This is a genomic window from Spirosoma aureum (assembly GCF_011604685.1).
Classification (GTDB): Bacteria; Bacteroidota; Bacteroidia; order Cytophagales; family Spirosomataceae; genus Spirosoma; species Spirosoma aureum.
Genome location: NZ_CP050063.1, coordinates 353,361 through 375,096 on the forward strand (window position 1 = coordinate 353,361; position 21,736 = coordinate 375,096).

The 21,736-nt window shown below is 48.7% G+C and carries 14 protein-coding genes; 7 read left to right on the top strand and 7 right to left on the bottom strand.

What is annotated here, in order from left to right; translation table 11 throughout:
- Positions 1 to 309 precede the first annotated feature (309 nt).
- From G8759_RS01480 to crcB, 4 genes are all read right to left on the bottom strand, one after another.
- Positions 310 to 1,986, bottom strand: a complete 1,677-nt coding sequence (locus tag G8759_RS01480; protein ID WP_167204551.1) for an IPT/TIG domain-containing protein — start codon at positions 1,984 to 1,986, stop codon at positions 310 to 312.
- A gap of 47 nt (positions 1,987 to 2,033) precedes the next feature.
- On the bottom strand, positions 2,034 to 4,901 hold the full coding sequence (locus G8759_RS01485; RefSeq protein ID WP_167204553.1) for a TonB-dependent receptor: 2,868 nt from the start codon (positions 4,899 to 4,901) through the stop codon (positions 2,034 to 2,036).
- Positions 4,902 to 5,114: 213 nt separating this feature from the next.
- A complete protein-coding gene (locus tag G8759_RS01490) occupies positions 5,115 to 6,545 on the bottom strand; it encodes a M14 family zinc carboxypeptidase (RefSeq protein WP_167204555.1) in 1,431 nt (476 codons plus the stop codon).
- A gap of 100 nt (positions 6,546 to 6,645) precedes the next feature.
- A complete protein-coding gene (gene crcB, locus G8759_RS01495) occupies positions 6,646 to 7,035 on the bottom strand; it encodes a fluoride efflux transporter CrcB (RefSeq protein WP_167204557.1) in 390 nt (129 codons plus the stop codon).
- Between the two features lie 149 nt (positions 7,036 to 7,184).
- Here crcB and G8759_RS01500 point away from each other — a divergent pair, with 149 nt between their 5' ends.
- Positions 7,185 to 8,489, top strand: coding sequence for an APC family permease (locus G8759_RS01500; RefSeq protein WP_167204559.1), 1,305 nt, complete (start codon positions 7,185 to 7,187; stop codon positions 8,487 to 8,489).
- 48 nt (positions 8,490 to 8,537) lie between these two features.
- Here G8759_RS01500 and G8759_RS01505 read toward each other — a convergent pair whose 3' ends face one another.
- The 3 genes from G8759_RS01505 to msrB form a co-directional block, all read right to left on the bottom strand.
- Positions 8,538 to 9,821 carry a D-alanyl-D-alanine carboxypeptidase/D-alanyl-D-alanine-endopeptidase gene (locus G8759_RS01505; RefSeq protein WP_317166750.1) on the bottom strand — a complete coding sequence of 428 codons (1,284 nt, stop codon included), beginning with the start codon at positions 9,819 to 9,821 and terminating at the stop codon, positions 8,538 to 8,540.
- Positions 9,822 to 9,888: 67 nt separating this feature from the next.
- Positions 9,889 to 12,567, bottom strand: a complete 2,679-nt coding sequence (locus G8759_RS01510) for a T9SS type A sorting domain-containing protein (protein WP_167204561.1) — start codon at positions 12,565 to 12,567, stop codon at positions 9,889 to 9,891.
- A gap of 172 nt (positions 12,568 to 12,739) precedes the next feature.
- Positions 12,740 to 13,147 (bottom strand): peptide-methionine (R)-S-oxide reductase MsrB, encoded by a 408-nt coding sequence (gene msrB, locus G8759_RS01515; protein ID WP_167204563.1) that lies wholly within the window; start codon positions 13,145 to 13,147, stop codon positions 12,740 to 12,742.
- Between the two features lie 236 nt (positions 13,148 to 13,383).
- Here msrB and G8759_RS01520 point away from each other — a divergent pair, with 236 nt between their 5' ends.
- From G8759_RS01520 to G8759_RS01545, 6 genes are all read left to right on the top strand, one after another.
- Positions 13,384 to 15,261 carry a RecQ family ATP-dependent DNA helicase gene (locus G8759_RS01520; RefSeq protein ID WP_232074097.1) on the top strand — a complete coding sequence of 626 codons (1,878 nt, stop codon included), beginning with the start codon at positions 13,384 to 13,386 and terminating at the stop codon, positions 15,259 to 15,261.
- Positions 15,262 to 15,436: 175 nt separating this feature from the next.
- Positions 15,437 to 15,892, top strand: coding sequence for a DUF2141 domain-containing protein (locus tag G8759_RS01525; RefSeq protein ID WP_167204567.1), 456 nt, complete (start codon positions 15,437 to 15,439; stop codon positions 15,890 to 15,892).
- 76 nt (positions 15,893 to 15,968) lie between these two features.
- Positions 15,969 to 18,371 carry an outer membrane beta-barrel protein gene (locus G8759_RS01530; protein WP_167204569.1) on the top strand — a complete coding sequence of 801 codons (2,403 nt, stop codon included), beginning with the start codon at positions 15,969 to 15,971 and terminating at the stop codon, positions 18,369 to 18,371.
- A gap of 145 nt (positions 18,372 to 18,516) precedes the next feature.
- Positions 18,517 to 19,383 (top strand): glucose 1-dehydrogenase, encoded by an 867-nt coding sequence (locus tag G8759_RS01535; RefSeq protein ID WP_167218621.1) that lies wholly within the window; start codon positions 18,517 to 18,519, stop codon positions 19,381 to 19,383.
- 88 nt (positions 19,384 to 19,471) lie between these two features.
- On the top strand, positions 19,472 to 20,080 hold the full coding sequence (locus G8759_RS01540) for a gluconate 2-dehydrogenase subunit 3 family protein (protein WP_232074098.1): 609 nt from the start codon (positions 19,472 to 19,474) through the stop codon (positions 20,078 to 20,080).
- 71 nt (positions 20,081 to 20,151) lie between these two features.
- Positions 20,152 to 21,693: a GMC family oxidoreductase gene (locus G8759_RS01545; RefSeq protein WP_167204571.1), complete on the top strand. Its 1,542-nt coding sequence runs from the start codon at positions 20,152 to 20,154 to the stop codon at positions 21,691 to 21,693.
- The last annotated feature ends 43 nt before the right edge of the window (positions 21,694 to 21,736 follow it).

The window sequence follows — 21,736 nt, forward strand, 5'->3', positions numbered from 1 at the left end:
GAATCAGATCAATTCTCCGAATAAAATTCGTTATTATCTATCATAGATCAGGCATGCAACAGTCTAAAAGTCAGTGTATTCATTTTTATAGAAGTCACTCATCAGATGAAATACCCTTAACCTGTGTAGTTGTTTACGTCCTTACGTATTACTATATACGGCTTCATCTGGCACCTTTGGCTGTACTTTGTCTTTTTATCCAATAGTAGAATCAGCGTTGAAGAATTCGATACGGTTATAACAAGAAAAAAGCCGGTGCAAAGCCCCGGCCCTTTCGTGCGACACCAATATGAAAATTAACTTAACTGCTTAGTTATAAGACGTGGTCTGGGGGTTCCAATTAGCCCAGCCTTGCGTCCAATCTGTGGTACCAAAGGCACCAATGAAGGTTTCTTTCGTGAATAAAGCATCAGCTCCTTTACCATCCCAGATGGCGCCCGTTAGCAACGGTGATCCTGTCTGTGGTAAGAAGTTTGGCGTACCGCTCAGGTTGAACGTTTGAGCGTTCAACAATAGAGTAGCCAGGCTAGCGCTAGGAATGATCTGATTCTTATAAGCGGCTGTATTGAAGAACGTTGTCGCCTGAGCGTCGGTGATAGCTTGTGCTCCGCGAACGGGAGTCGTTGAATTAGCAATTACAACACCATGCAATTGTAATGCGCCACTCGTTGCATTATCCAGCGTATTGGTCGTTCCTGTCTGAGCATCTAAACGCAGACCTTCTGGATAACCAACCATGACCGAATTGAAAATGCTAATGCTCGTATTCCGACGTAGGTGCATCGCCGACTGGTAAGGACCACTACCGCCCGATGTATTTCCGGTTGGTGGTGTGCCACTCGTCAGGAAGTTACTCATGTTTGCAAAGACTGCAGCCGTTAATGGCAGACCAGCATTAGGACCCGTAGCGGGTGCGCCGGGGTTAAAATTATCCGACTCGAAACCGTTCGAACCTGACTGGTCAGCTACGTTCGGATCACGGAGTGACAAACCATATTGTACTTTTCCTGAAAAACCCCAGTCAGTATCCCAATCGTCATCGAAACCACGGTAAGCAATTAGATATTTAGCATTTACCGTACCACCAAACCATTCGTATGAATCGTCGCCAGAGTAGGAAACCTGAATATGATCCAATGTGGTACCCGATCCTACGCCATAGAGCGATATACCGTTAATTTCACTGTTAGCCAGCAGAGCGATACCACCGAACTCAACCCGTACATACTGCATCGTACCTGAATTGTCGGCGGCATCACTAAACGTACCAACCGTTCCTGGAAGACCACCTTCAAATGTGGTTGCACTCGGCTGGTTGATCGGTGCTTTACCGAAGATGGCAATACCACCCCAGTCACCATAATTGCGTGAACCAGCGGGTTGATTCGATGTGAAAACGATTGGCGCCGAGGCCGTACCTACGGCATTGATTTTAGAGCCTGGGCGAATGATAAGCGTAGCTCCGCGCTGTTGCCCAGACGGATCATCCGCTTTACCAGCCCCTTTGATGATGGTTCCGGCCTGGATGTTCAGCGTTGAGTTGTTATCGACAATCACAAAGCCTTTCAACAAATAAATATTATCAGAGGTCCAATTTGTGTTTGCAGTAAGGCTGCCTGTTACAGTCACTACCGTACGGGCGCTCAGCGAAAATGCCTGCGAACTGGTTGCGGTCTGGCCACCCGTTGTAACCGTAATCGTTCCGTTTTGTGCGCCGGCTGGAACCGTTACTACTAATTGGGTTGGTGTTGCCGAAACAACTGTAGCCACTGCATTACCCGTGAAGGTTACAGTATTGCTGGCTGGTGTTGAGTTGAACAGTGTTCCTGTAATGGTAATAGTGCTACTAACTGGAGCCGACGTTGGATTAATGCCTGTGACACTCAACACGGCCGCTGGCTCATCGTCGTTTTTACACGCGGTGAACGTTACTGTAAGCCCTAACAAAAGCAGCAATGAATACTGCCAGTTTTTGAGAAATTTCATAATTGATTGGGTTAATTAACTCGTTGATTGTTGGTGATTCGTGTTGGTTAAGGGATTATTGTTCGACGACCAAATGTGTAAACAGCAGTGAGCGTGTAGTAGCTACCTCGTTTAAACCGACGGATATTCTGATCGGCATTAGCAGTTTGTGAGGTTACGTCACTACCAATTTTACCGTCACGATTGAAATCCTGAGCAAAACGAACGGGTTGATTTAAGATATCCTGAATACCCAATCGCAATTCGATTTTCTTGCCAACTTGCTTCGTTACGTTTATGTCAACCACATGGCGTGGCATCTCATAAATCGTCGGATTCTGAATGTTACCAACTGTAAAAATTCGCTGGCCAAATACGTTATACAGAATGTTGCCCTGCCAGCCCGAGTTTGGAGCAGTATAGTAGGCCCCCAGGTTGATCAGGTAAGGCGACTGACCAGCCAGGGGGCGCTCAGAATCAGTAGCATTTCTGTAGGGATTAATCTGTCCGCTCAAGTCGGGAGCAGTAATAACGTCCCCAACAGTGACCTTACTTTTGATGAGCGATAGATTACCAACAACCGACAGGTTTTGCAGGAAGAGGCTGGACGAATTTGTGAATCCTTTGCGTACTTCAATTTCGACACCGTAGTTCTGAGCCGACTGGCTATTGAAGTAGGTATAGGCCAGCGTATTGGTTTGAACCAGCAATAACGCTTCAATCGGATTTTTGAAATGCTTATAGAAACCCGTAACCGAGATCAGTTCATTGGGCGATGGGTAAAACTCCCATTTCGCATCGATATTCTGGATTTTTGCGGTCGTTAGTGTGGTATTTCCCTGAATATCGGCCAGCAGATTAAAGTCGTAGTAACGGAAAGGGGCTAACTCTCTAATTTCCGGACGGTTAACCGACGATGAGTAAGCAAGACGAAGATTTGTCCGTTCGCTTAGCTTGTACGTGAAATTAACGGAAGGTAGCGGGCTAAAAATTTTGTTCGATGCTAACAGTTTATCGACGCCCTGAACGGTTGCCCGTATACTCTGGTCGTTATACTCACCCCGAAAGCCAACCGTTAGGTTCGCCTTTGGGCCGAAATAGACATCACCACTGACATAACCCGCTGCATAACTATTGATGCCCCGGTACGAATCCAGATCTCTTGTTCCATCCAGAATGGTAAAACCACCATTCTCCCCACCCTGGCCATTCACATATTCAGGCGAAAAAGCCGTACCGACACTCCGCTGCCGGGCAGTTAAGGAAGGGGATAAATAGCCATAAAAACGAGCGGCATAATCCCGATTTTTGCGTTCGCCATAGACCCCGAACCGAATACGATTGGGTTCACGATCCGTTGGATTACCAAATGTATGCTCACCATTAGCAACGGCCGACACGACGTATTCATGTAATTTTGAATAGAAGCGACCTACCTCACTTGGCGTTGGGTCATTGGGAGCTACGATTGTGTATGGCCCGGTTGAAGCCAATTGTCGTGTGTAACGAGCCCGTTTCCAGTCTGGCTCCCAACGTCCGGTATACCCGAAGCTACCAACCCAGTTAATCTTAGTCAGCTCACTGATGGTATGCTCGCCGGCTAACTGTGTCGTTAATATGCTCCGGTTTTCAAACCGCTCCGAGAAACTCTGTACATCGTTGTTGTTGGCGATATCCTGCCCCGTACGAATAACGGTTTCGGTTGTACTAAGTTGATTAAAGAGTGTTTTCCACTCTAAATTGAAACCTGGCGAAAAACGAGCTGACCAGTTGTGTAGGATACCCAAACGAGTGCCACGTGCATAGTTAGCATCATTGTATTGCGATGCGACCGAGTTGGCAACTGTACCATTATCATACAGTTTGAAATCAATGTTGGCAAACTGGTTTGTAACGGCATAGTTAATGCTGGTCAGGTTACTGACGCGTACATTGCCAATGTCGAACCGGCGCCCGGTATTGAGCGCAAACCGAATATCGGGCATTACCGAAACAGTATTCAAACCCCACGTATTCGGTAGTAGTCGCGCATAAGCTGCCCGTTGAGCCGGGTTTAATGCATCAAAGGTCCCAGCACTTTTAGGAAAGCTACTTGGGAGCTGCTGGTCGGCACTCCAGAAACCTAATGCATTTAAACCGCCCCGAGAATGAGACTGAACGCCTTGAAAGGTCGTGTTTGGACGATAACCGACCGTTAAGGCCACATCCGTAAAATTCTGTTCGGGCCTGCGCTTTGTATATATTTTAACGATACCTCCCGCGAAGTCGCCGGGAAGGTCAGCTGAACCGGATTTAAAGACAATCATCCGGTCGATGATGTTACTAGGCACCAGATCAAACGAGAACGACCGCGTATCTACTTCGGTCGATGGTGTGATCACATCGTTGATTAACACCGAATTATACCGGGCGGCCAGACCGCGAATCAGTACGAAGCGGTTATCGACAATACTTACACCCGGAACCCGGCGAATGGCCGCTGCCGCATCGCGATCCTGCGATTTCACGATCTGTTGAGCTGAAATACCAACGGCTATCGGTTTCAGCTGTTTGATTTCGGTGATAACCGCTACTTCAGTGTTGGTTGCCCGGTTGGCCCGAACCACAACCTCCTGTAAAGATTTACCTTCTTCGTCCAGTTCGGTTTCAATGGCCGTGGTGTTCCCCGACTCAATCCGAACATTTGGAATTTCTTTCGTTTGATACGAAATGTAGGAGATAACAACTTTCTGCGTACCAGCGGGAACATTTGCAATGGAAAAACTTCCTTCAACATCAGTAGTACCGCCAAGTTGGGTACCGTCAATTCGCACGGTACAGCCGATAAGGGCTTCTTTTGTCTTACTGTCTTTAATGATACCTCTAACGGTACCAGTCTGCGCCAGAACAGCGGTCGAGAAGAGTGAGAAGAGAATAAGTAATACGTTTCGGTTCATATTGGTAGATTGGAGTCGCTTTTAAGCGTCGCAAAGCTACCAGTCCAATATTACGCCAACGTTACCCCAATGTTACGCTTGGATTATATTTGCCAAAATCCATAACTTACTAAAAATCAATATTTTACAAAACATCATTAGAACTGATTTTAATTCTGTTCCAACCCTGAAAGAGTCTATACAATTTGGTTAAAATCAGCATCCTAATCGAACTTATTCGGCTACGCCATTAAACATCTTTCCCTGCCTTCTGGCGTTATCAGGAGTGAACTCCCAAAATCCATTCACAAAATAGTACAAAATTTCGTTGTCTTTCATCAACAGGAACGTTGGAATCTGATCGACCTGTAACGGCTGTGCAGGCAAATCACCGGCATATAGGATATGAACCGGCTGATCATGAAAGCTATTTTCAGGCAACTGACGCACCTTAAACGCAACGATACCCTGATTCCGCAGCGCGGGTAAATCTAATTGAGCGATTCCATCAACCGAGTCAAGCGTATCCGTGTAAATATGAGCAGGGGTCAACGTTAAACCGGTCGCATCGATTTCCTCCAATCCATAAAAAATAGAAAGGTCACCGATATCATCGATCACACTTTTATAGCGAAACCCTCCATCCTCTGAATTGACCTCAATTTGCCTGATGCCTACATCGATCGTTATAGAATGGCCTTCGCGAATAACCGTTGCATTCCGTATCAGTACATCGAAAAGTAGAGGGCCATTTTCGGGAATAGCCTGATAATCGGCCGGATTGTCTCGTTTATACGACCCATCGGCAATAGCTACCAGTGCCGTTAGAATGGCAACAAAGTTCAGGCGCCGGATTGTCATTTTCTCTACGTCGCCTTTGAAGCCCCCCGACTCAATCAAAACCAAGGTTGTCCCCCACTTCTGTATATTGTCGCCAAACGCCCTCGGCTCAAACTCGTCGTCGAAACGTCCGACCTGTTCCGGGATAAATTGCTGCAAAACCCGGTTCATGCCTACGATGAGTTGCATTGATCGTTCGCGTACCTCATTAATGTTCCGGTCTTCATCGTAAGCGGTTGCCAGAAAGGACATTACGGCCTGCTTTCCGGTATTGCCCACGCTATAGCGCGGATTTTGGTCGTGGAGATTGAAGCCAACCAACGGCTGCAATGTCTGTTGTAACTTTTTGAGCAGCGCACCCTCCGGCGTTTGGAGCCGTAGCGCATCCCGATTCATGTCAATGTCTGTTGCGGTTCGGCGCTGAAATCGTTCGGCCCCATCCGGATTGAGCATCGGCACAAAATACAGCGTTGTGTGGGTAAGAATCGACTGCCGGAGCGCATCAAATTCATCGTTACTAGCTTTCAGGAAGTTAAAAATATCGAACAGCGCCATAGTCGCCGTGGCTTCGTCGCCGTGCATTTGCGACCAGAACAGAATCTTGTTTGGCCCTGTTCCGGCCTTAACCTGATAAATTGCCCGTTTCTCAAGCGATTCGCCGATCTGACTGACTTCGAAGGGGTTCTGCCGATCCAGCGCATTTACTAACGGGACAATATCTTTGTGCTTGAATCGACGTACAGTGAAGGTCTTTTCTTTATACGTCTCGTGCGCGTCATGGAGCCGACGCGCGACATTCTGAGCTTGTGAATCAGTTGAAATCATCCGCAGTAATACTAGAAATGCAGATGCAGTAAGCTGAATAGCTAGTTAACCGATACGGCTAAAAGCCTATTCATATCAATACATCCGTATTTCAGGCAATTTATAGTTTCTGTCCAATCAATAAACCTCCCATCGACGCCAGGAGACATAGAATTACATTTAACATAATGTTGAGTAAAGCGACACCCGTCCGGCCATTTTGCAACAAAACGACAGTATCGAAACTAAAACTTGAAAACGTACTAAGGCCTCCGCAAAAACCGACCCCAATAAGCAGGCGAGCCTCTTCGCCGGTTGTCCTCACCAATCCCCAACCAACCACTGCGCCCAGAATAGCGCTAGCCACAATGTTTACGATCAGAATAGCGGTTGGAAACGGGAAGCCCAATAAGGTGGAGGCAATAAATCGCCCGGCAAGATAGCGAGCCAGACTTCCTGCGCCACCACCCGCGAAGACCAGCACATAAGGGTGAGTCAGCAAGGTTCTCATGTGGACAAACTTACGAAAAAACGCCTATGCGATCAGGCCAAACTCGTGCGAGCAGCCCCAATAAGCCTTTTTTTTGCTATCATTGTAAGATAACCCACTCCAGCACGGTCTGCCGTTGCAGACCCAGCACCTCGTTGCTCCGCCTTCCTATGGCTCAGAACCAACTTAAAAAACTCTTAGGCGTCGGCTTCGGCGTGGCCGTAACCATCGGCGGTACGGTTGGCACCGGCATTTTACGCAAACCCGGCCCGATTGCGCAGGATATTGGTAACCCTACGCTTATTATTGTCGTTTGGCTGGCGGTTGGCTTATACGCCCTGATTGGATCACTGTCTGTCATGGAGCTGGGAACCATGCTCCCTAAAGCCGGCGCCTGGTACGTATACGCCCGACGAGCCTTTGGCAACTACGCCGGTTTCATTATCGGCATAAGTAGCTGGCTCGGCAGTGTGTCGGCTATGGCTTTCGGCGCTGCTGTTATGAGTGAATATACGGGATTGCTCTCACCTTCGCTCGTTCCCTATCAGAAAGCCATAGCCATTGGCATTTTGGTTGCCTTTGTGGCCTTTCATTCGATCGGCGTTCGATTGGCCAGTCGCGCGCAGGAGGTCATGAGTGTCTTGAAAGCGGTTGGACTTCTGGCTTTTGTGGTAGTTTGCTTTGTTATAACCCCTGACAAACCCGTAGCCATTTCAGCCGATGCAATCCGGCCGGTGGCCGAGGGTGGCGTTTGGCTCGGTATTCTGGCCGCTTTGCAATCTGTCTTCTATACGTATGACGGGTGGCACACAGCCGCTTACTTCACCGAAGAAGACGTAGACCCAAGCCGTAACCTGCCGCGTTCCATGATTAGTGGTGTCTTGCTGATCATTGGCATTTATATTCTGGTCAATCTGGCACTGCTGTATATTCTGCCCGTATCGGCGCTGGCAGGGTCGAAGCTCCCGGCTGCCGATGCCGTTCAGGTGCTGTTTGGGCCAGGCAGCGCACAGGTCGTTACGTTCCTGCTGATGATTTCAATTATGGGTATTATCAACGCCCAGATTATGTTTAACCCGCGGGTTATTTTTGCGATGGGCCGCGATGGATTATTTTTCCCTTTTGTTACGCAAGTCAATGAGGGAGGTACGCCCCTCAACGCGACAATCCTGACCGCAGTAACCTCTATTATACTGATTCTAACCAACACGTATAGTAAACTGTCGGATATCGCTACGTTTTTCTTCGTGTTATGTTATGCGTCGAGTTTTGCCGCACTGATCCGTTTGCGGAAAACAGAGCCGGAACTTCCCCGACCCGTGCGGGCCTGGGGCTATCCCTTCACTACCTGGTCACTCCTTGTTGCTTCGCTGGCTTTTCTGGCAGGCGTTGTCATCGGTGATTTTTCCAGTAGCCTGTATGCCATTGGTTTCATTGCGGTTAGTTACCCGGCTTATTTGTTGATAAAGAAATAACATCCTGAAAATCAACCAACAAGGCATTAACACGCTCCTGATTAGATTTTAAAAATTTTGGTGAATCTCTTTTACTAATTCTGCCGTCCGCCGACGCATTTCACTAACGGGCTGTGTGAAATTGTTATGCATGATGCTAAAATAAAGCACCTTATTACGCTTCGTCAACACATAACCGCTCAGGTTATAGACCCCGCTCATGGAACCCGATTTGGCAAAAATATAGGGTTTATCGGCAGAAGGAATTGAACGCAATGTACCCGACTGACCCGCTGCTGGCAACAGCGCGAATAATCGCTTCTGCGGTACTTTCTGGGCAATTTTTTTCAGTAGGTCGATGAGCACATTGGGTGTAAAAAGATTATACCGTGATAAACCAGAACCGTCGACCCATTTGGCCGAAGCAGCTGGATAACGTAGGCTATCGGCCGTGCGTTGTAGCTCGGTAATTGGCTCAAGCATAGCCACAGTTCGTTCGGCAGAAGCCATAAACAGCACTTGCTCAGCAAACTGATTATCGCTCACCTGAAGCATCCGTTTGTAAAGCGAATCGGTTGGCGTGCCGCGCACCAGCCGGGCATCTGCTGTTACGGGCAGATGTACGATTCCTACCGGACGATGCAATGTATCGGCCAATAATTGGGCGACCAGTTCCGGCACCCATCGAAATGGCACATCCTGTCGTGTAGGCCGATCGCTATCCGGGCGCACAAACTGATTGTTGAATTCATTTCGACGTAAGCCCGGTCTGGCATTATTGACAACCCGAATACTATCAGCAAACCGGCGGGGGCTAACCTTTTTATTGGCCGACCGAACAACATTACCGTAAATGGGTAGTGGGGCCAATTCGGGTGAATAATCATCGTTATAATCGTCCCAGGACCAGCCCGATCCGAAACGCGGACCCGTGTAGTTTGCCGGTGAGAAATATAATCGCTCCGGACGATTGCGTAAAAAGGCCAGTAGGGTTGTGTCTGACAAATCGGGATGGAGAAGCAGGGGATTACCCGTTCCCCAAAAAATCAGCGAATCGCCCTGAGCAGCATTAGGCCGAATGGTGTAGCGAAACGCCGGTAATGAATCACGCAACGAAAGTAATCCAGCATAAAAACTAAACAACTTGGTGTTCGACGCGGGCGTGAATGGTTTATCGGCGTTGTACTGAATCAACGTCCGTTGTCGTATCGGGTCGTAGAGGGCAACGCCGGTAAAATGATCGATATACGTCGATTTTTTTTGCAGATCGCGGGTGATGCGATGAGCTGGGGAGCAAGCGACTTGCAGTCCAACGATAAGCAGAAACAGGGCTATTGTCTTCAGTATGTTCATTGATTTACAGTATCCGGGCCATAAGTTAGGTGATACAACCCAAGACCGAATACTGTAAACCTACAAACTAACGGGCAATAATAACTTTCTGAGTCAGTATGGAATCGCCCGCCTTAAGCTGTAGGAAGTATAAACCAGTAGGTAACTGACTTAGATCAACCTGTTCGCTTATCTTCCGCCCTCCTACTTTTAGCGTTAGCTGCCGATGTAGCTGGCCAGCCGTTCCCACGATGGAAAGGCCTGCTTCGGCGACGGATCGGGTCAGTTCAGCTTCAATCTTGATCGTACCACTACTGACGGGGTTTGGGTAGACCGAAAACGTTCCGGCACTAATTGGCTCATTGGCCAGAACCGGCGGAGGGGGTGGCACCTGAATCTGTAAATTATCGATGGCCCAACCCCAGCCATGCGCCAACTGATCGGCAAACAACCGGAAGCGAATCAGGATCTGGTCACCGGCTTTAAATGCGCCGTTTCCCACTAACGAAATTTCATGACGTTTAAACAGCGCAGGCGACCCTACGGCCGCTGAATTTTTCTCATCTGCGGTTGAACCTGCTACAAGATTATTTGTATAAGCCGCATACCAATCATACTGACTATTCGAATTATAACCGGTTACCAGAGGTTTCCAGGTTTGCCCATTATCGCTCGACCCTTCAACCACGGCGTAATCATAGAAACCCGAACTGCCGAACCCACTACCCGCTTCACTTGGCTCGACCAGCACAATCTCGTCAAAGCGCATCACCGCACTATCCGGATTGGCTTTAATCTTAATGGGCGATAACAGCACATATTCAGAATTGCTCTGGGATTTGAAATCCGATCCGTTCTGGTAGGGATGTTCAGAATGAATAGCGGGATCGGCAAAACCCGATGGCGTTGCCAGTCCAAACCGAAAACCGGCAAAATCGCTGGCAGTAGCGGCATTAGTAAATGTGTTGGTATACCGATCAACAGCCGCTTTAGGCGTTACGACCGTTAATTCATAAAAACCCGTTTGAGGGCTAATGGTCTGATTTTTCGCCTTCGACGCATCTCGGGCAACAATTCGGTAGCTAATCTTGTCGCCAGCTTTTAGCGAATTGGCCGGAATTGTAATCCGGTTGCTATAGATGCTGTCGTACTGAACACCATTAACCGTTAGCGAACCAGGTCGTAACATCAGTTTTGGCTGAGCAACACCATTTATCTGATAATCAACATAAGCCGAATCGATATTGGCACTCACAAAAGCCACACTCCGATCGTCTGATATCCGGGCATAAATGGGAAGGCTATCGACTAGGGCTGGGTTGTAAATAAAATTTTTGGCCGGACTAAACGAAATGGTTGGGGGTAATCGATCAGCACCAAACCGGACCGTATGAAGCAACTGTGTGTTACTGGTCGTACGACCGGGGTTTGTAAACGTTCGTCCCGATGCGTCCTGTGCCCTAAAGTAATACCAGATATCTCCTTTTGCTACGCTCGCAGGCATCGTATAGGCATATACAGAGGTGCTCCCGGCCATGAGCGTGGGCGTAACCATTGTAAAGGTCGTATCAGTACCCGTCGGTGCACTTTTCCGGTAATACAGCCGAACAGACCCAGGCGTTACGGTTGTGTCACTGACCAGTTTTACCTGAAAAACTACGTCTTTTTCGTCTTCGCTATTGACTGGTTTCTGGTGTAGCAAAGAGGTCGTTTTCCATTCAATATCGTACAGAAAATTCATCACCAGTGGACCAGGCGAATGAATCGCTTCAGCATTGCCGACCCTGGGCGTCATGAGTGAATTGGTATCTTTCTGCGGATAGGTGTTCTCGTCGAGATGGTAGAGACTAGATCCTAAGTCGAATGATGACGGAACATACAGCTTGGCACGTTTTCCTACTTTTCGCTGCATAATTGGGCCGTTTAAAAACAGATTATTACCGGTCAATTGCTGGAATAATTTGTTCGTATTGACCGGAAAAGTCGTGGTTTCAATGGCTGGCTTCTGGCCCTGTCCGTTCTCAATAAAGTGGTCGTAAACAGCAAGATACGGGTCTGTGCGATATATGCCTTCAGGACCATTCGTCGCAAAATAGCCGATAAAGCCAAGCCCGTGCGCAATTTCATGCAAAACAACGGTTACCAGATCAGTCTGTCCGGCGGGGGTTTTCTGATCTGTACCGTAATACCAGTTATTATTTCGGTTAAAATCGGCCGTAATATCCGGATCGGTAGGGCTATTAATTTCGTGCCGGGCTATTTTTTCGGCTAAAGCAATAGGATAAAGTGCATATGCTTTTTGCGCTCCACCCGAATCCAATTCGGCCCCTAACCGGATTTCGGCCGGACCAGCCGCGCCCAGAACACCCGGACTCTGGGTAATCCAGTTTGCTCTGATCCGAATCGGAACAGGTGACGAAATCAGGCTCGCCCAGATGTCGACTGCATACTGAAATGCTTTTTGCGCTTCGGGTGTGAAGTTGTTGTACGAAACGATAAAGCTGGAGGTAGCGGTCTTCCGCAGGTTGGGGTTCTGGCGCGCTTTCAGAAAAGCTTCGGGTGCAGCTATTCGTGTAAAGAAATCCTGATCCGACTTATAGCAAATGGTTTTAGGAGCAGGTAAGTTGGTTCGAATTCGTTGCACAAATTGACCATAAGCCGTTGATGAAGCTGTATTTTTTTGCGCAATTACTGAATTGGCCAGCAACGAACCAGCCAATGCTATACCAGCCGCGAGGACGCGTACTGACGATTTCCGTAAACGCATGCGAACAATAGAATTACAAGTCAATTAGTTGCATTTAATAGTCCGTATTCTGTCAGCAAATGGCACTTGCCGACAGAATACGGCTGGCTGAACACTATCTTTTTCTTCCAGCGACCAAAGTAGCCATCAGATCGCTAGAAAAAAAGTCCATCCTATCTACCGTTCGGTTTACTTACTCTGTATCAGCCGTTCGTTTCAAGACCAGTGACACCGAATTAAGGCAGTAGCGCAGTCCCGTTGGTTGAGGTCCGTCATTAAAAACATGGCCCAGGTGAGCATCGCAGATGTTACACAAAACCTCAACCCGAAACATACCATAACTATAGTCTTTTTCGAGCCTAATGCGTTCTTCGTCAATAGGCTCCGTAAAACTTGGCCAGCCCGTTCCTGATTCAAATTTGGTTTTGGATTCAAATAATTCCGTTCCACAGCACACACAGGCATACAAACCAGGATCATGCGCTTCGCAGTACTCTCCCGAAAAGGCACGCTCAGTCCCTTTCCCCCTCGCCACACGATATTGCTCCGGCGTCAGGATTTGACGCCATTCTTCGTCGGACTTAATAACCTTGTGAATCATACCTGTTTTTAGTTTTAGTTGAATACATAGCTATAAACGTAAAACATCATCTTATCCGATTTGTCTTTACTACACCGTAAATTCGCAACTGGATTGAGGTTTTACGGCCTGTTGGTTTTGGTTTTCGGTGTATGAACCAAAGTCCAAATGCGGAAACCCATATGCTATAAACGATAAACTCATTGACTGTCCGACAGATTTTACAGCAATTTTGGGGCTATTCTACTTTCCGACCCATGCAGGAAGAGGTAGTTAATACCGTGCTGGATCGGCAGGACACGCTAGTGCTGATGCCAACGGGCGGAGGAAAATCAATCTGCTTTCAGGTGCCTGCTCTGGCAATGAAGGGTGTCTGTATCGTTGTTACACCCTTGATTGCGCTCATGAAAGATCAGGTCGAACAGCTGCGCAAACGAGGCATTCCGGCAACCGCCATCTATTCGGGGATGCATTATCGCGAGATTGATACGGCTCTCGATAATTGCATCTATGGGAATACTAAATTCCTGTATGTATCCCCGGAGCGGCTCCGGACCGAGATTGTCATTGAGCGTGCCAAACAAATGACGGTTTGCCTGCTAGCCGTTGACGAAGCGCACTGCATTTCGGCCTGGGGCTATGATTTTCGTCCACCTTATCTGCAAATTGCGGAGTTTCGGGAGCTCATTCCAGAAACGCCCATTATTGCCCTGACAGCGTCGGCCACGCCAGATGTCCAGGCTGATATTCAGGAGAAACTGGCCCTGCGCGGCAGTAATGGCGGCCCGGTCCAGGTATTTCGGCAGACATTTGCCCGACCCAATCTGTCTTATTCAGCCGTTCTCGAAGAAAACAAAGAATCCCGGCTGTTTAAGGTATTGCAGAATGTACCCGGCAGTGCCATCGTGTATGTGCGCAGTCGTAAGCAAACGCAGCAGATAGCCCAATTGCTTTATAGACAAGGCATTTCGGCCGATTTCTATCATGCAGGCTTAACTACCCAACAGCGCGCCGATAAGCAGGATGGATGGATTCAGAACCAAATTCGGGTCATGGTAGCAACCAACGCTTTTGGCATGGGGATCGATAAACCCGATGTACGGGTCGTCGTGCATTTAGATGTACCCGATTCGCTCGAAGCCTACTATCAGGAAGCCGGACGGGCCGGGCGCGATGGTCAGAAAGCCTATGCGGTCATGCTCTATTCGAACAGTGATCTGGACAACCTGCGCTTCCGAACCGAGCAGCTCTACCAACCCGTCGACATGCTGCGCCGGGTCTATCAGGGACTGGCAAACTATACGGCCGTACCGGTTGGGGGTGGTTTATTCAATAGTTACGACTTCGACCTAAACGCATTTACCAATACGTTCAATCTTCCTGCCCAGGAAACGCATTATGCACTGAAACAACTTCAGTTAGAAGGGTTTATTCAGCTAAGCGAAAATTATTTTCACCCATCCCGATTACTGATGGTGCTGGATAACCGGCAGTTGTATGAGTTTCAGGTATTGAATCCGCGTTTTGATCCTTTTCTCAAATTGATTCTGCGCATGTATGGTGGTGAAGTATTCACCGATTTTATCACCATTTCCGAGTCGGCACTCGCCCGAACGTTTCTGGTCAATCAGCGTGAAATTGTGGCACTGCTGGAACAACTCCACGAGCGAAATGTGGTTGTCTACGAAAAGCAGAAAGACAAACCGCAGCTAACATTCCTGACACCGCGCTTCGACGCGCCAACCCTGCCGATCAACGTACAGGAACTCAATCGTCGGAAAGAATTAGCCTTGCGAAAAGTGCAATCGGCCATTATTTACACCGAACATCCGACCCAATGCCGCACCCGGCTTTTACAGTCCTATTTTGGGGAAAAACCCGGTGAAGCCTGCGGCATCTGCGATAACTGCATCAAAAAGAAAAAGAGCCAGGAAGTTGTTTCGTCGGTTGTGCGGGAACAGGTGCGCGAGTATGTTGCCTTAGCGAATGGTCCGGGCGTATCACCTAAACAGCTGGCTCATCATTTTTCGCAAACAGATGCCGATGCGCTTGCCCAAACCTTAAAACAGATGCTGGCGGAAGAAGAAATCCGGTACACAAAAAACGGGAATCTTACGTTGAATAGCGGTGAATAGCTAGGTTGCTAACTGGGTATCAACTACCCCTCATTCGCTCCCAATTAGCCTATTCATTGCCATTTGTCCCAGATTCGTGCTGTACGTCCCTTCCAGTTGCAGGAGGCTTTCGAGAGTTACTATGTTTGTTCTGTCAAACAACGACTCAGATACATAACGTCAAATCCTGCACACAATGAAAACGACAATCGCTATCTTCGTTCTGGTTATCAGCATGGTTACAGGCATGTTCGCCAAGGGCATCACAGGTATCAACCCTACCGCCGACTCGGCAACCTATAAACTGACGGTTGTCTTATCGGACGTCAACAATCGAAGCGGTAAATTATACATTGGTCTGGCAAACAATGAGGCTACCTTCAAAGGACAATCCATTAAGAATATAGCGATTGATGTGCCCGCTTCGGGCGAAATCACGGTAATCTTTGACGGTCTGACACCAGGCCGCTATGCCATCCGATTGTACCAGGATCTTAATAGTAACCAGAAACTGGACTTTTCTGGTCAGATGCCTGCCGAACCATTCGGCTTTTCGAACGTCACAAGACTAATGGGACCGCCCAGCTTCGATCAGTGCTCCTTTGAGCTTACTGAAAATAAAGCGATTCGAATAAGTATGATGGAAATGTAATTAAATTTATCTTACTGATAAATAGATGGATCGTGGCCTGTTCTGCCTATAACTTTGTGTTACAAATTCCGGCACCATGTCAATCCATCGCATAATTAGTATTGTTTTCGTAAGCTTTGCATTCTTTCCCACTCTTCAGGCACAGACTATTCCACTACGTATTCGCTTGCAGGAATCCCGTCAGCAACCCGTGGTGGGGGCTACGCTCCAGTTAACAGATCGCATCGATACCACACGACACTTATACGCATTAACCGACACCTTAGGCTCTGCCACGTTTCAGCTTTCCCTTACCCGGACGTATAGCTTGCTGGCAACATCGGTTGGTTTTAAGCCCATCCGCAAGCTGATCAAGCCAACCACCGGGCAATCCGTTTTGACCTTAACGGCCGAGCAGGACAACATTATGCTTCAGGGTGTATCGGTTACGGCAGCCAAACCTCTCCTGAAGCAGGAAGACGACAAGACTATTGTTGATCCTGAACCCATTGCCAACACCAGTACAAGTGCCTACGAAATTATGGAGAAAACACCGGGCATTTTTCTGGACCCCGACGGCAATGTTTACTTAAGCAGTACGACTCCGGCTACGATTTATATCAACGGACGAGAGCAGAAAATGAGTGCTGCCGACATTGCTTCGATGCTCAAGAGTTTACCGCCCAACAGCATTGCCCGTATGGAAATCATGCGGACACCATCAGCCCGATACGATGCCAGCGGGAGTGGAGGTATTGTGAATATCATCCTGAAAAAAGGCGTGAAAATTGGGTTGACGGGCTCCATCAATGCAGGCTTCAACCAGGGGCGCTTTGGCAATCAGTTTGCCGGCATAAACATCAACAATACACAAAACGGACGGTCGGCCTACTTAAATGTGAATTACACCAACCGGAACTCCTATGAGGAGGTTCAAAGCAATCGAAATTTCACCGCCGACTCTGTACTTCGGCAGGATGCTTATACAACCTATCCAGCTCAGGTCGTCTATGTCGGTTATGGCCTCAGTTATGAGCTTTCCCGTAAGTGGGATGTTAGTCTCGATGGTCGGTTTTCCTGGAATCAGGCCAATTCTCAGGCCAGTAATGACAACCTGATCAGCCAGATCAGCACCGGGCGATTGCTGACTGAGAACCTCAACCAGGTAACCAACAAAAACCGCCTTTTGTCATTCAGCCAGGGACTTAACGTCAAGTACAAACTGGATACGCTTGGTTCTGAACTCATCACCGACATCTCGTACAATTTCAATGGTACGCGCGGCTTGCAGGACTTTTCGACGCAATACCTGCTTCCTGAACGGGCAGGCACGTCTGGCGATGGCAACTTCACCAGTCAACGCCATCAACTGGCGGCTCAGGTTGATCTAAAGTATAAAATCCTTAAAGCGGTTACCCTCGAAACGGGCCTCAAGACTACCGGTCAATATTTCACCAGCGATGCAGCCTATTTCAATCTTATCGGCAATAATCGTTTATCGGATCGCGCCCGAACTAATATGTTTGATTATCGGGAAAATATTAACGCGGCTTATGTTCAGGCGTCCAGAACATTTGGCCAGTTTTTGCTAAAAGGTGGTGTGCGGCTCGAAAACACGAATATGGATGGGCATCAGCGAATCCCGGCTGATACCTCATTCCGGATTAATCGCACCGATTTCTTCCCGTACATATTCCTGAGTCGTAAAGTGGCCAAAATTGCCGGTTATGAATTAAGGAGTTACCTGATTTATCGCCGGTCCATAACCCGGCCTACCTACGATTACCTGAACCCGTTTGCCCGTTACGTCGATCAGTATCTTTATGAGGCTGGCAATCCGGCTCTGCGCCCCCAGTTTACCGAAAACTACGAGTTGAATATTAGTGTGGAAGACCGGCCGATTTTTGCCATTGGCCGAAACCACACACAGGATATTTTCACGAATGTGGTGTATCAGGACCCACAAAATCGACGCATCGCCTATCGAACGTACGACAATCTGGGGACAAACCGGGAGACTTATTTCCGGGTTCTGGGCGCAATTCCGCCGATCAATCGCTACTTTTTTGTTGTCGGGGCTCAATTCAATTACAATGAGTATAGCGGTGTTTATGAGAACGCTCCGCTGAATTTCAAGCGGGGCAGCTGGTCATTTTTCACGTTTCATTCCTTCAAAATCGACAAGCGCTCGACGGCAACACTGAACGGTTTTATCCGGACCCGTGGGCAGCTTCAGTTCTACGAACTAAGCAATTTTGGGGTGCTGAATCTGAGCCTGAACCGAAAATTCATGCAGGACAAACTATTGGTAACGCTAACCGCCAACGATCTTTTCTTCACAAATTATTACCAATTTACGTTGCAACAGGGAAGCGTCGTTGCCAATGGCCTTCGTCGGAACGATACCCGGCGGTTTGGGGTAACCCTTCGCTACAATTTCGGCATTCGTAAACGGGAAGAAAAAGTAAATATGTTTACTATTGAACCTCCCAATTCGTAGTTCCCAGCCAGAACGCTTCATCGAGTTTGTTTGTCAGGAGTTGCCGGATCACCGAGCGACTCTTTTTTATGCCATCAACAAAACGCAGGAACATCCGGTTACTCTACTACCAGCTTATATTGTCATTTACCTACTCAACATCACAATGAACCAGGAAGAATTCCGACCCGCATCAAATGATATTCCCGGCCAGCAACTCCCCTACCCGGCCCGGCAGTCCGATATGAACCCGGCACCCGACAGCGATCTGTCAAACTATAAACCGGCGGGCAAACTCACCGATAAAGTAGCCATTATTACCGGAGCCGATTCGGGTATTGGTCGGGCGGTTGCCATTGCTTTTGCCATGGAAGGAGCCGATGTGGCCATTGTTTACAATGAAAACACGGATGATGCCAAATACACGCAGCGAATCGTTGAGCGCAAAGGCCGATCGTGCCTGATCATCAAGGCCGACGTGCGTAATTCAGCCGCCTGTCAGGCAGCCGTACAGCAAACTGTCGATCAGTACGGCAAACTGAACATTCTGATCAACAACGCGGCCTACCAGATGGCGCAGGAAAACATTGAAGACATTACCGAAGAGCAGTTTCGCCGAACGTTCGAAACCAACATCTTCGGTTATTTTTTTATGGTTAAGGCGGCTCTCCCCCATCTGCACGACGGTGATGCCATTGTCAACACAGGAAGTATTGTCGGTATTGTCGGCAATCCGATCCTGATCGATTACACCGCATCGAAAGGAGCGATCCATGCCTTTACCAAATCGCTGGCCATTCAGTTGGGGAAACGGAACATCCGCGTAAATTGCGTCGCGCCGGGCCCCGTCTGGACACCGAACATTCCGGGAACAATGCCTGAAGATGAAGTTAAAAACTTTGGACACGAGGTAGCTCTCGCCCGGCCCGGACAACCCGAAGAACTGGCTCCGGCCTACGTGCTACTAGCTTCCAGCGAAGGGAGTTTCATAACCGGCAGCATCGTTGAGGTAACAGGGGGGAAACTGGGCTAAAAAAATTAACCTTATTCTGTCTATAGTAAACGGCTACCGATCTTTTTATCAGTAAGATCACCCTACTTGCAGACTCTCTGAACCATACATGTCGAACGCTCACATGCTACCTCATTATCCTGAAGGCACCGTCCGTACCCTGCTTACGACCGACTTAGTCACTGAAGCCACGCGACAGGTTCTAACTGACCGGCTGAATGCACCTCTCCGACTGCCAACCTTCTTTTCGTCGGACGATTTCGCGTTACTGGATGCTGTTTGCAACCGGCTTATTCCTCAGGATGAGCCGAAAACACGTATTCCTGTTGCCGAAGGTATTGACGAGCGTTTGTCAAAAAATACGACCAATGGCTGGCGGTATGATAGCATGCCGAACGACGGGGATGCATTTAAACTAGGGCTGAAGGGAATAAATGAAAGCGCTTTGGCTATGTTCCAACAGCCGTTTCTTACTTTATTGGGCGATCAACAGGATCAGATTTTGAGAGCTGTTCAGGTGATGGAAGCCCCCGGCGAGGTCTGGCAGAATCTGCCTGCGGATCGTTTTTTTGAAGAGCTATTGGCCGAAGCTGTCGAGAATTATTACAGTCATCCAGTAGCTCAGGAAGAAATCGGCTATGTTGGTATGGCCGACACGCCCGGCTGGAAACGCCTGGATTTGAATCAGCTGGAAGATCGCGAACCACGATTAGAATAAGTTACATGAACGTTTGCCAGCACACCTAATCATACCCCTCCCACGATCTATTCTACATTATTCATTACGCAATGCCCTATAAATCCTCTGAAATCGTTGATGCCGTTGTGATCGGAACTGGTGCGGGTGGAGCCCCCCTGCTGGCACGTCTGGCCAAAGCAGGACTGAAAGTTGTTGCGCTTGAAGCGGGCAAACAATGGAATCCGGCTCATGATTTCCCAACCGATGAAAAAGCACAGGCTAAACTCTTCTGGAATGATGAGCGGCTGAGCGCTGGAAATGATCCACTCCCATTCGGAAGTAATAATTCCGGAACAGGAGTCGGTGGTTCCACACTTCACTATACCGCTTACACGCCCCGCGCACAACCCGACGACCTCCGGATTCGAACGGAGTTTGGCGTGGGCGAAGACTGGCCGCTCGGCTTTGATCAGCTCGAACCGTACTACGACGAAGTCGAACAGTTTCTGGGGGTTTCGGGACCATCACCTTACCCCTGGGGGCCAGCCCGTAAACAAGCCTATGCCTTAGGTCCATTGCCTGTCAATGGCGCAGGCCAGTTAATGGAGCGAGGTTGTAAGGAGGTAGGAATCAAAACATCCCCGGCGGCCAATGCAGCTCTGTCGGCGGGTTATTATCAGGAAGGGGTTGGACACAGGCCGGCTTGTGCAAACCGTGGCTTTTGTCAGGCGGGTTGCAACATAGGGGCCAAAGCCAGCATGGACGTAACATATATTCCCCTGGCGGTACATTACGGGGCCGAAATTCGGCCGGAATGTTTCGTGACACAACTCGTAAAAAGTCAAGCGGGTACGCTAAGCGAGGTGGTTTATATGCGCAATGGACAGGAAGAGAGGCAGCGGTGCCGGTTTGTATTTCTCTGCGCAGGAACGATTGAAACAGCCCGATTGCTGCTTCTGAATGAGCTTGCCAACAGCAGCGGACAGGTTGGTCGAAATGTTATGGCCCATCCGGGTCTGCAAATATGGGGCGAATTTGACGAGGATATACGACCGTACAAGGGTATTCCCGGAGCGCTTATTTCGGAAGACATGCACCGACCAGCCGACGCTGATTTTGTAGGTGGTTATTTGCTTCAATCCATCGGTGTCATGCCGGTTACGTACGTAAGCCAAATGGCACGGGGCAGGGGCTTGTGGGGACAGGATCTTAAACGGGCGGCATTGGCTTACAATCACGTTGCGGGCATCAACATTCTGGGCGATTGCCTCCCCTACGACCACAATTATCTGGAATTATCGGACGAAAAAGACATCCGTGGACTACCCAAACCTCGTATCTACTTTTCGAACGGTGAAAGCGAAGAACGCATGACTGCCCATGCCAATAAGGTCATGCGGGCTATCTGGGATGCTGCCGGAGCCCGAAATGTCTGGGCTTTCCCCCGAAATGCACACGTCATTGGCACCTGCCGTATGGGAAACGACGCCAGCACGGCCGTGGTCAATGCCAATGGGCAATCGTTCGATATTCCGAACTTGTATATCAGCGATAATTCAACATTCCCCAGCGCTCTGAGCGTCAATCCGGCGCTGACAATTATGGCGCTGGCTCTTCGAACGGCAGATCGCTTTTTGGAACAGTGGAAATAAAGCGGCAGGAAATCCGCTCTTGACCAGCACCAATTGTGGGCTT

What these genes read in the sequence shown, in the direction of transcription:
- G8759_RS01525 (WP_167204567.1), top strand. Translation starts at nt 15,437, where the DNA reads ATGAAAACGACAATCGCTATCTTCGTTCTGGTTATCAGCATGGTTACA.
- msrB (WP_167204563.1), bottom strand. Translation starts at nt 13,147, where the DNA reads ATGATTCACAAGGTTATTAAGTCCGACGAAGAATGGCGTCAAATCCTG.
- G8759_RS01535 (WP_167218621.1), top strand. Translation starts at nt 18,517, where the DNA reads ATGAACCAGGAAGAATTCCGACCCGCATCAAATGATATTCCCGGCCAG.
- G8759_RS01545 (WP_167204571.1), top strand. Translation starts at nt 20,152, where the DNA reads ATGCCCTATAAATCCTCTGAAATCGTTGATGCCGTTGTGATCGGAACT.
- G8759_RS01480 (WP_167204551.1), bottom strand. Translation starts at nt 1,986, where the DNA reads ATGAAATTTCTCAAAAACTGGCAGTATTCATTGCTGCTTTTGTTAGGG.
- G8759_RS01485 (WP_167204553.1), bottom strand. Translation starts at nt 4,901, where the DNA reads ATGAACCGAAACGTATTACTTATTCTCTTCTCACTCTTCTCGACCGCT.
- G8759_RS01520 (WP_232074097.1), top strand. Translation starts at nt 13,384, where the DNA reads ATGCAGGAAGAGGTAGTTAATACCGTGCTGGATCGGCAGGACACGCTA.
- G8759_RS01505 (WP_317166750.1), bottom strand. Translation starts at nt 9,821, where the DNA reads ATGAACATACTGAAGACAATAGCCCTGTTTCTGCTTATCGTTGGACTG.
- G8759_RS01540 (WP_232074098.1), top strand. Translation starts at nt 19,472, where the DNA reads ATGTCGAACGCTCACATGCTACCTCATTATCCTGAAGGCACCGTCCGT.
- G8759_RS01530 (WP_167204569.1), top strand. Translation starts at nt 15,969, where the DNA reads ATGTCAATCCATCGCATAATTAGTATTGTTTTCGTAAGCTTTGCATTC.
- G8759_RS01490 (WP_167204555.1), bottom strand. Translation starts at nt 6,545, where the DNA reads ATGATTTCAACTGATTCACAAGCTCAGAATGTCGCGCGTCGGCTCCAT.
- G8759_RS01510 (WP_167204561.1), bottom strand. Translation starts at nt 12,567, where the DNA reads ATGCGTTTACGGAAATCGTCAGTACGCGTCCTCGCGGCTGGTATAGCA.
- crcB (WP_167204557.1), bottom strand. Translation starts at nt 7,035, where the DNA reads ATGAGAACCTTGCTGACTCACCCTTATGTGCTGGTCTTCGCGGGTGGT.
- G8759_RS01500 (WP_167204559.1), top strand. Translation starts at nt 7,185, where the DNA reads ATGGCTCAGAACCAACTTAAAAAACTCTTAGGCGTCGGCTTCGGCGTG.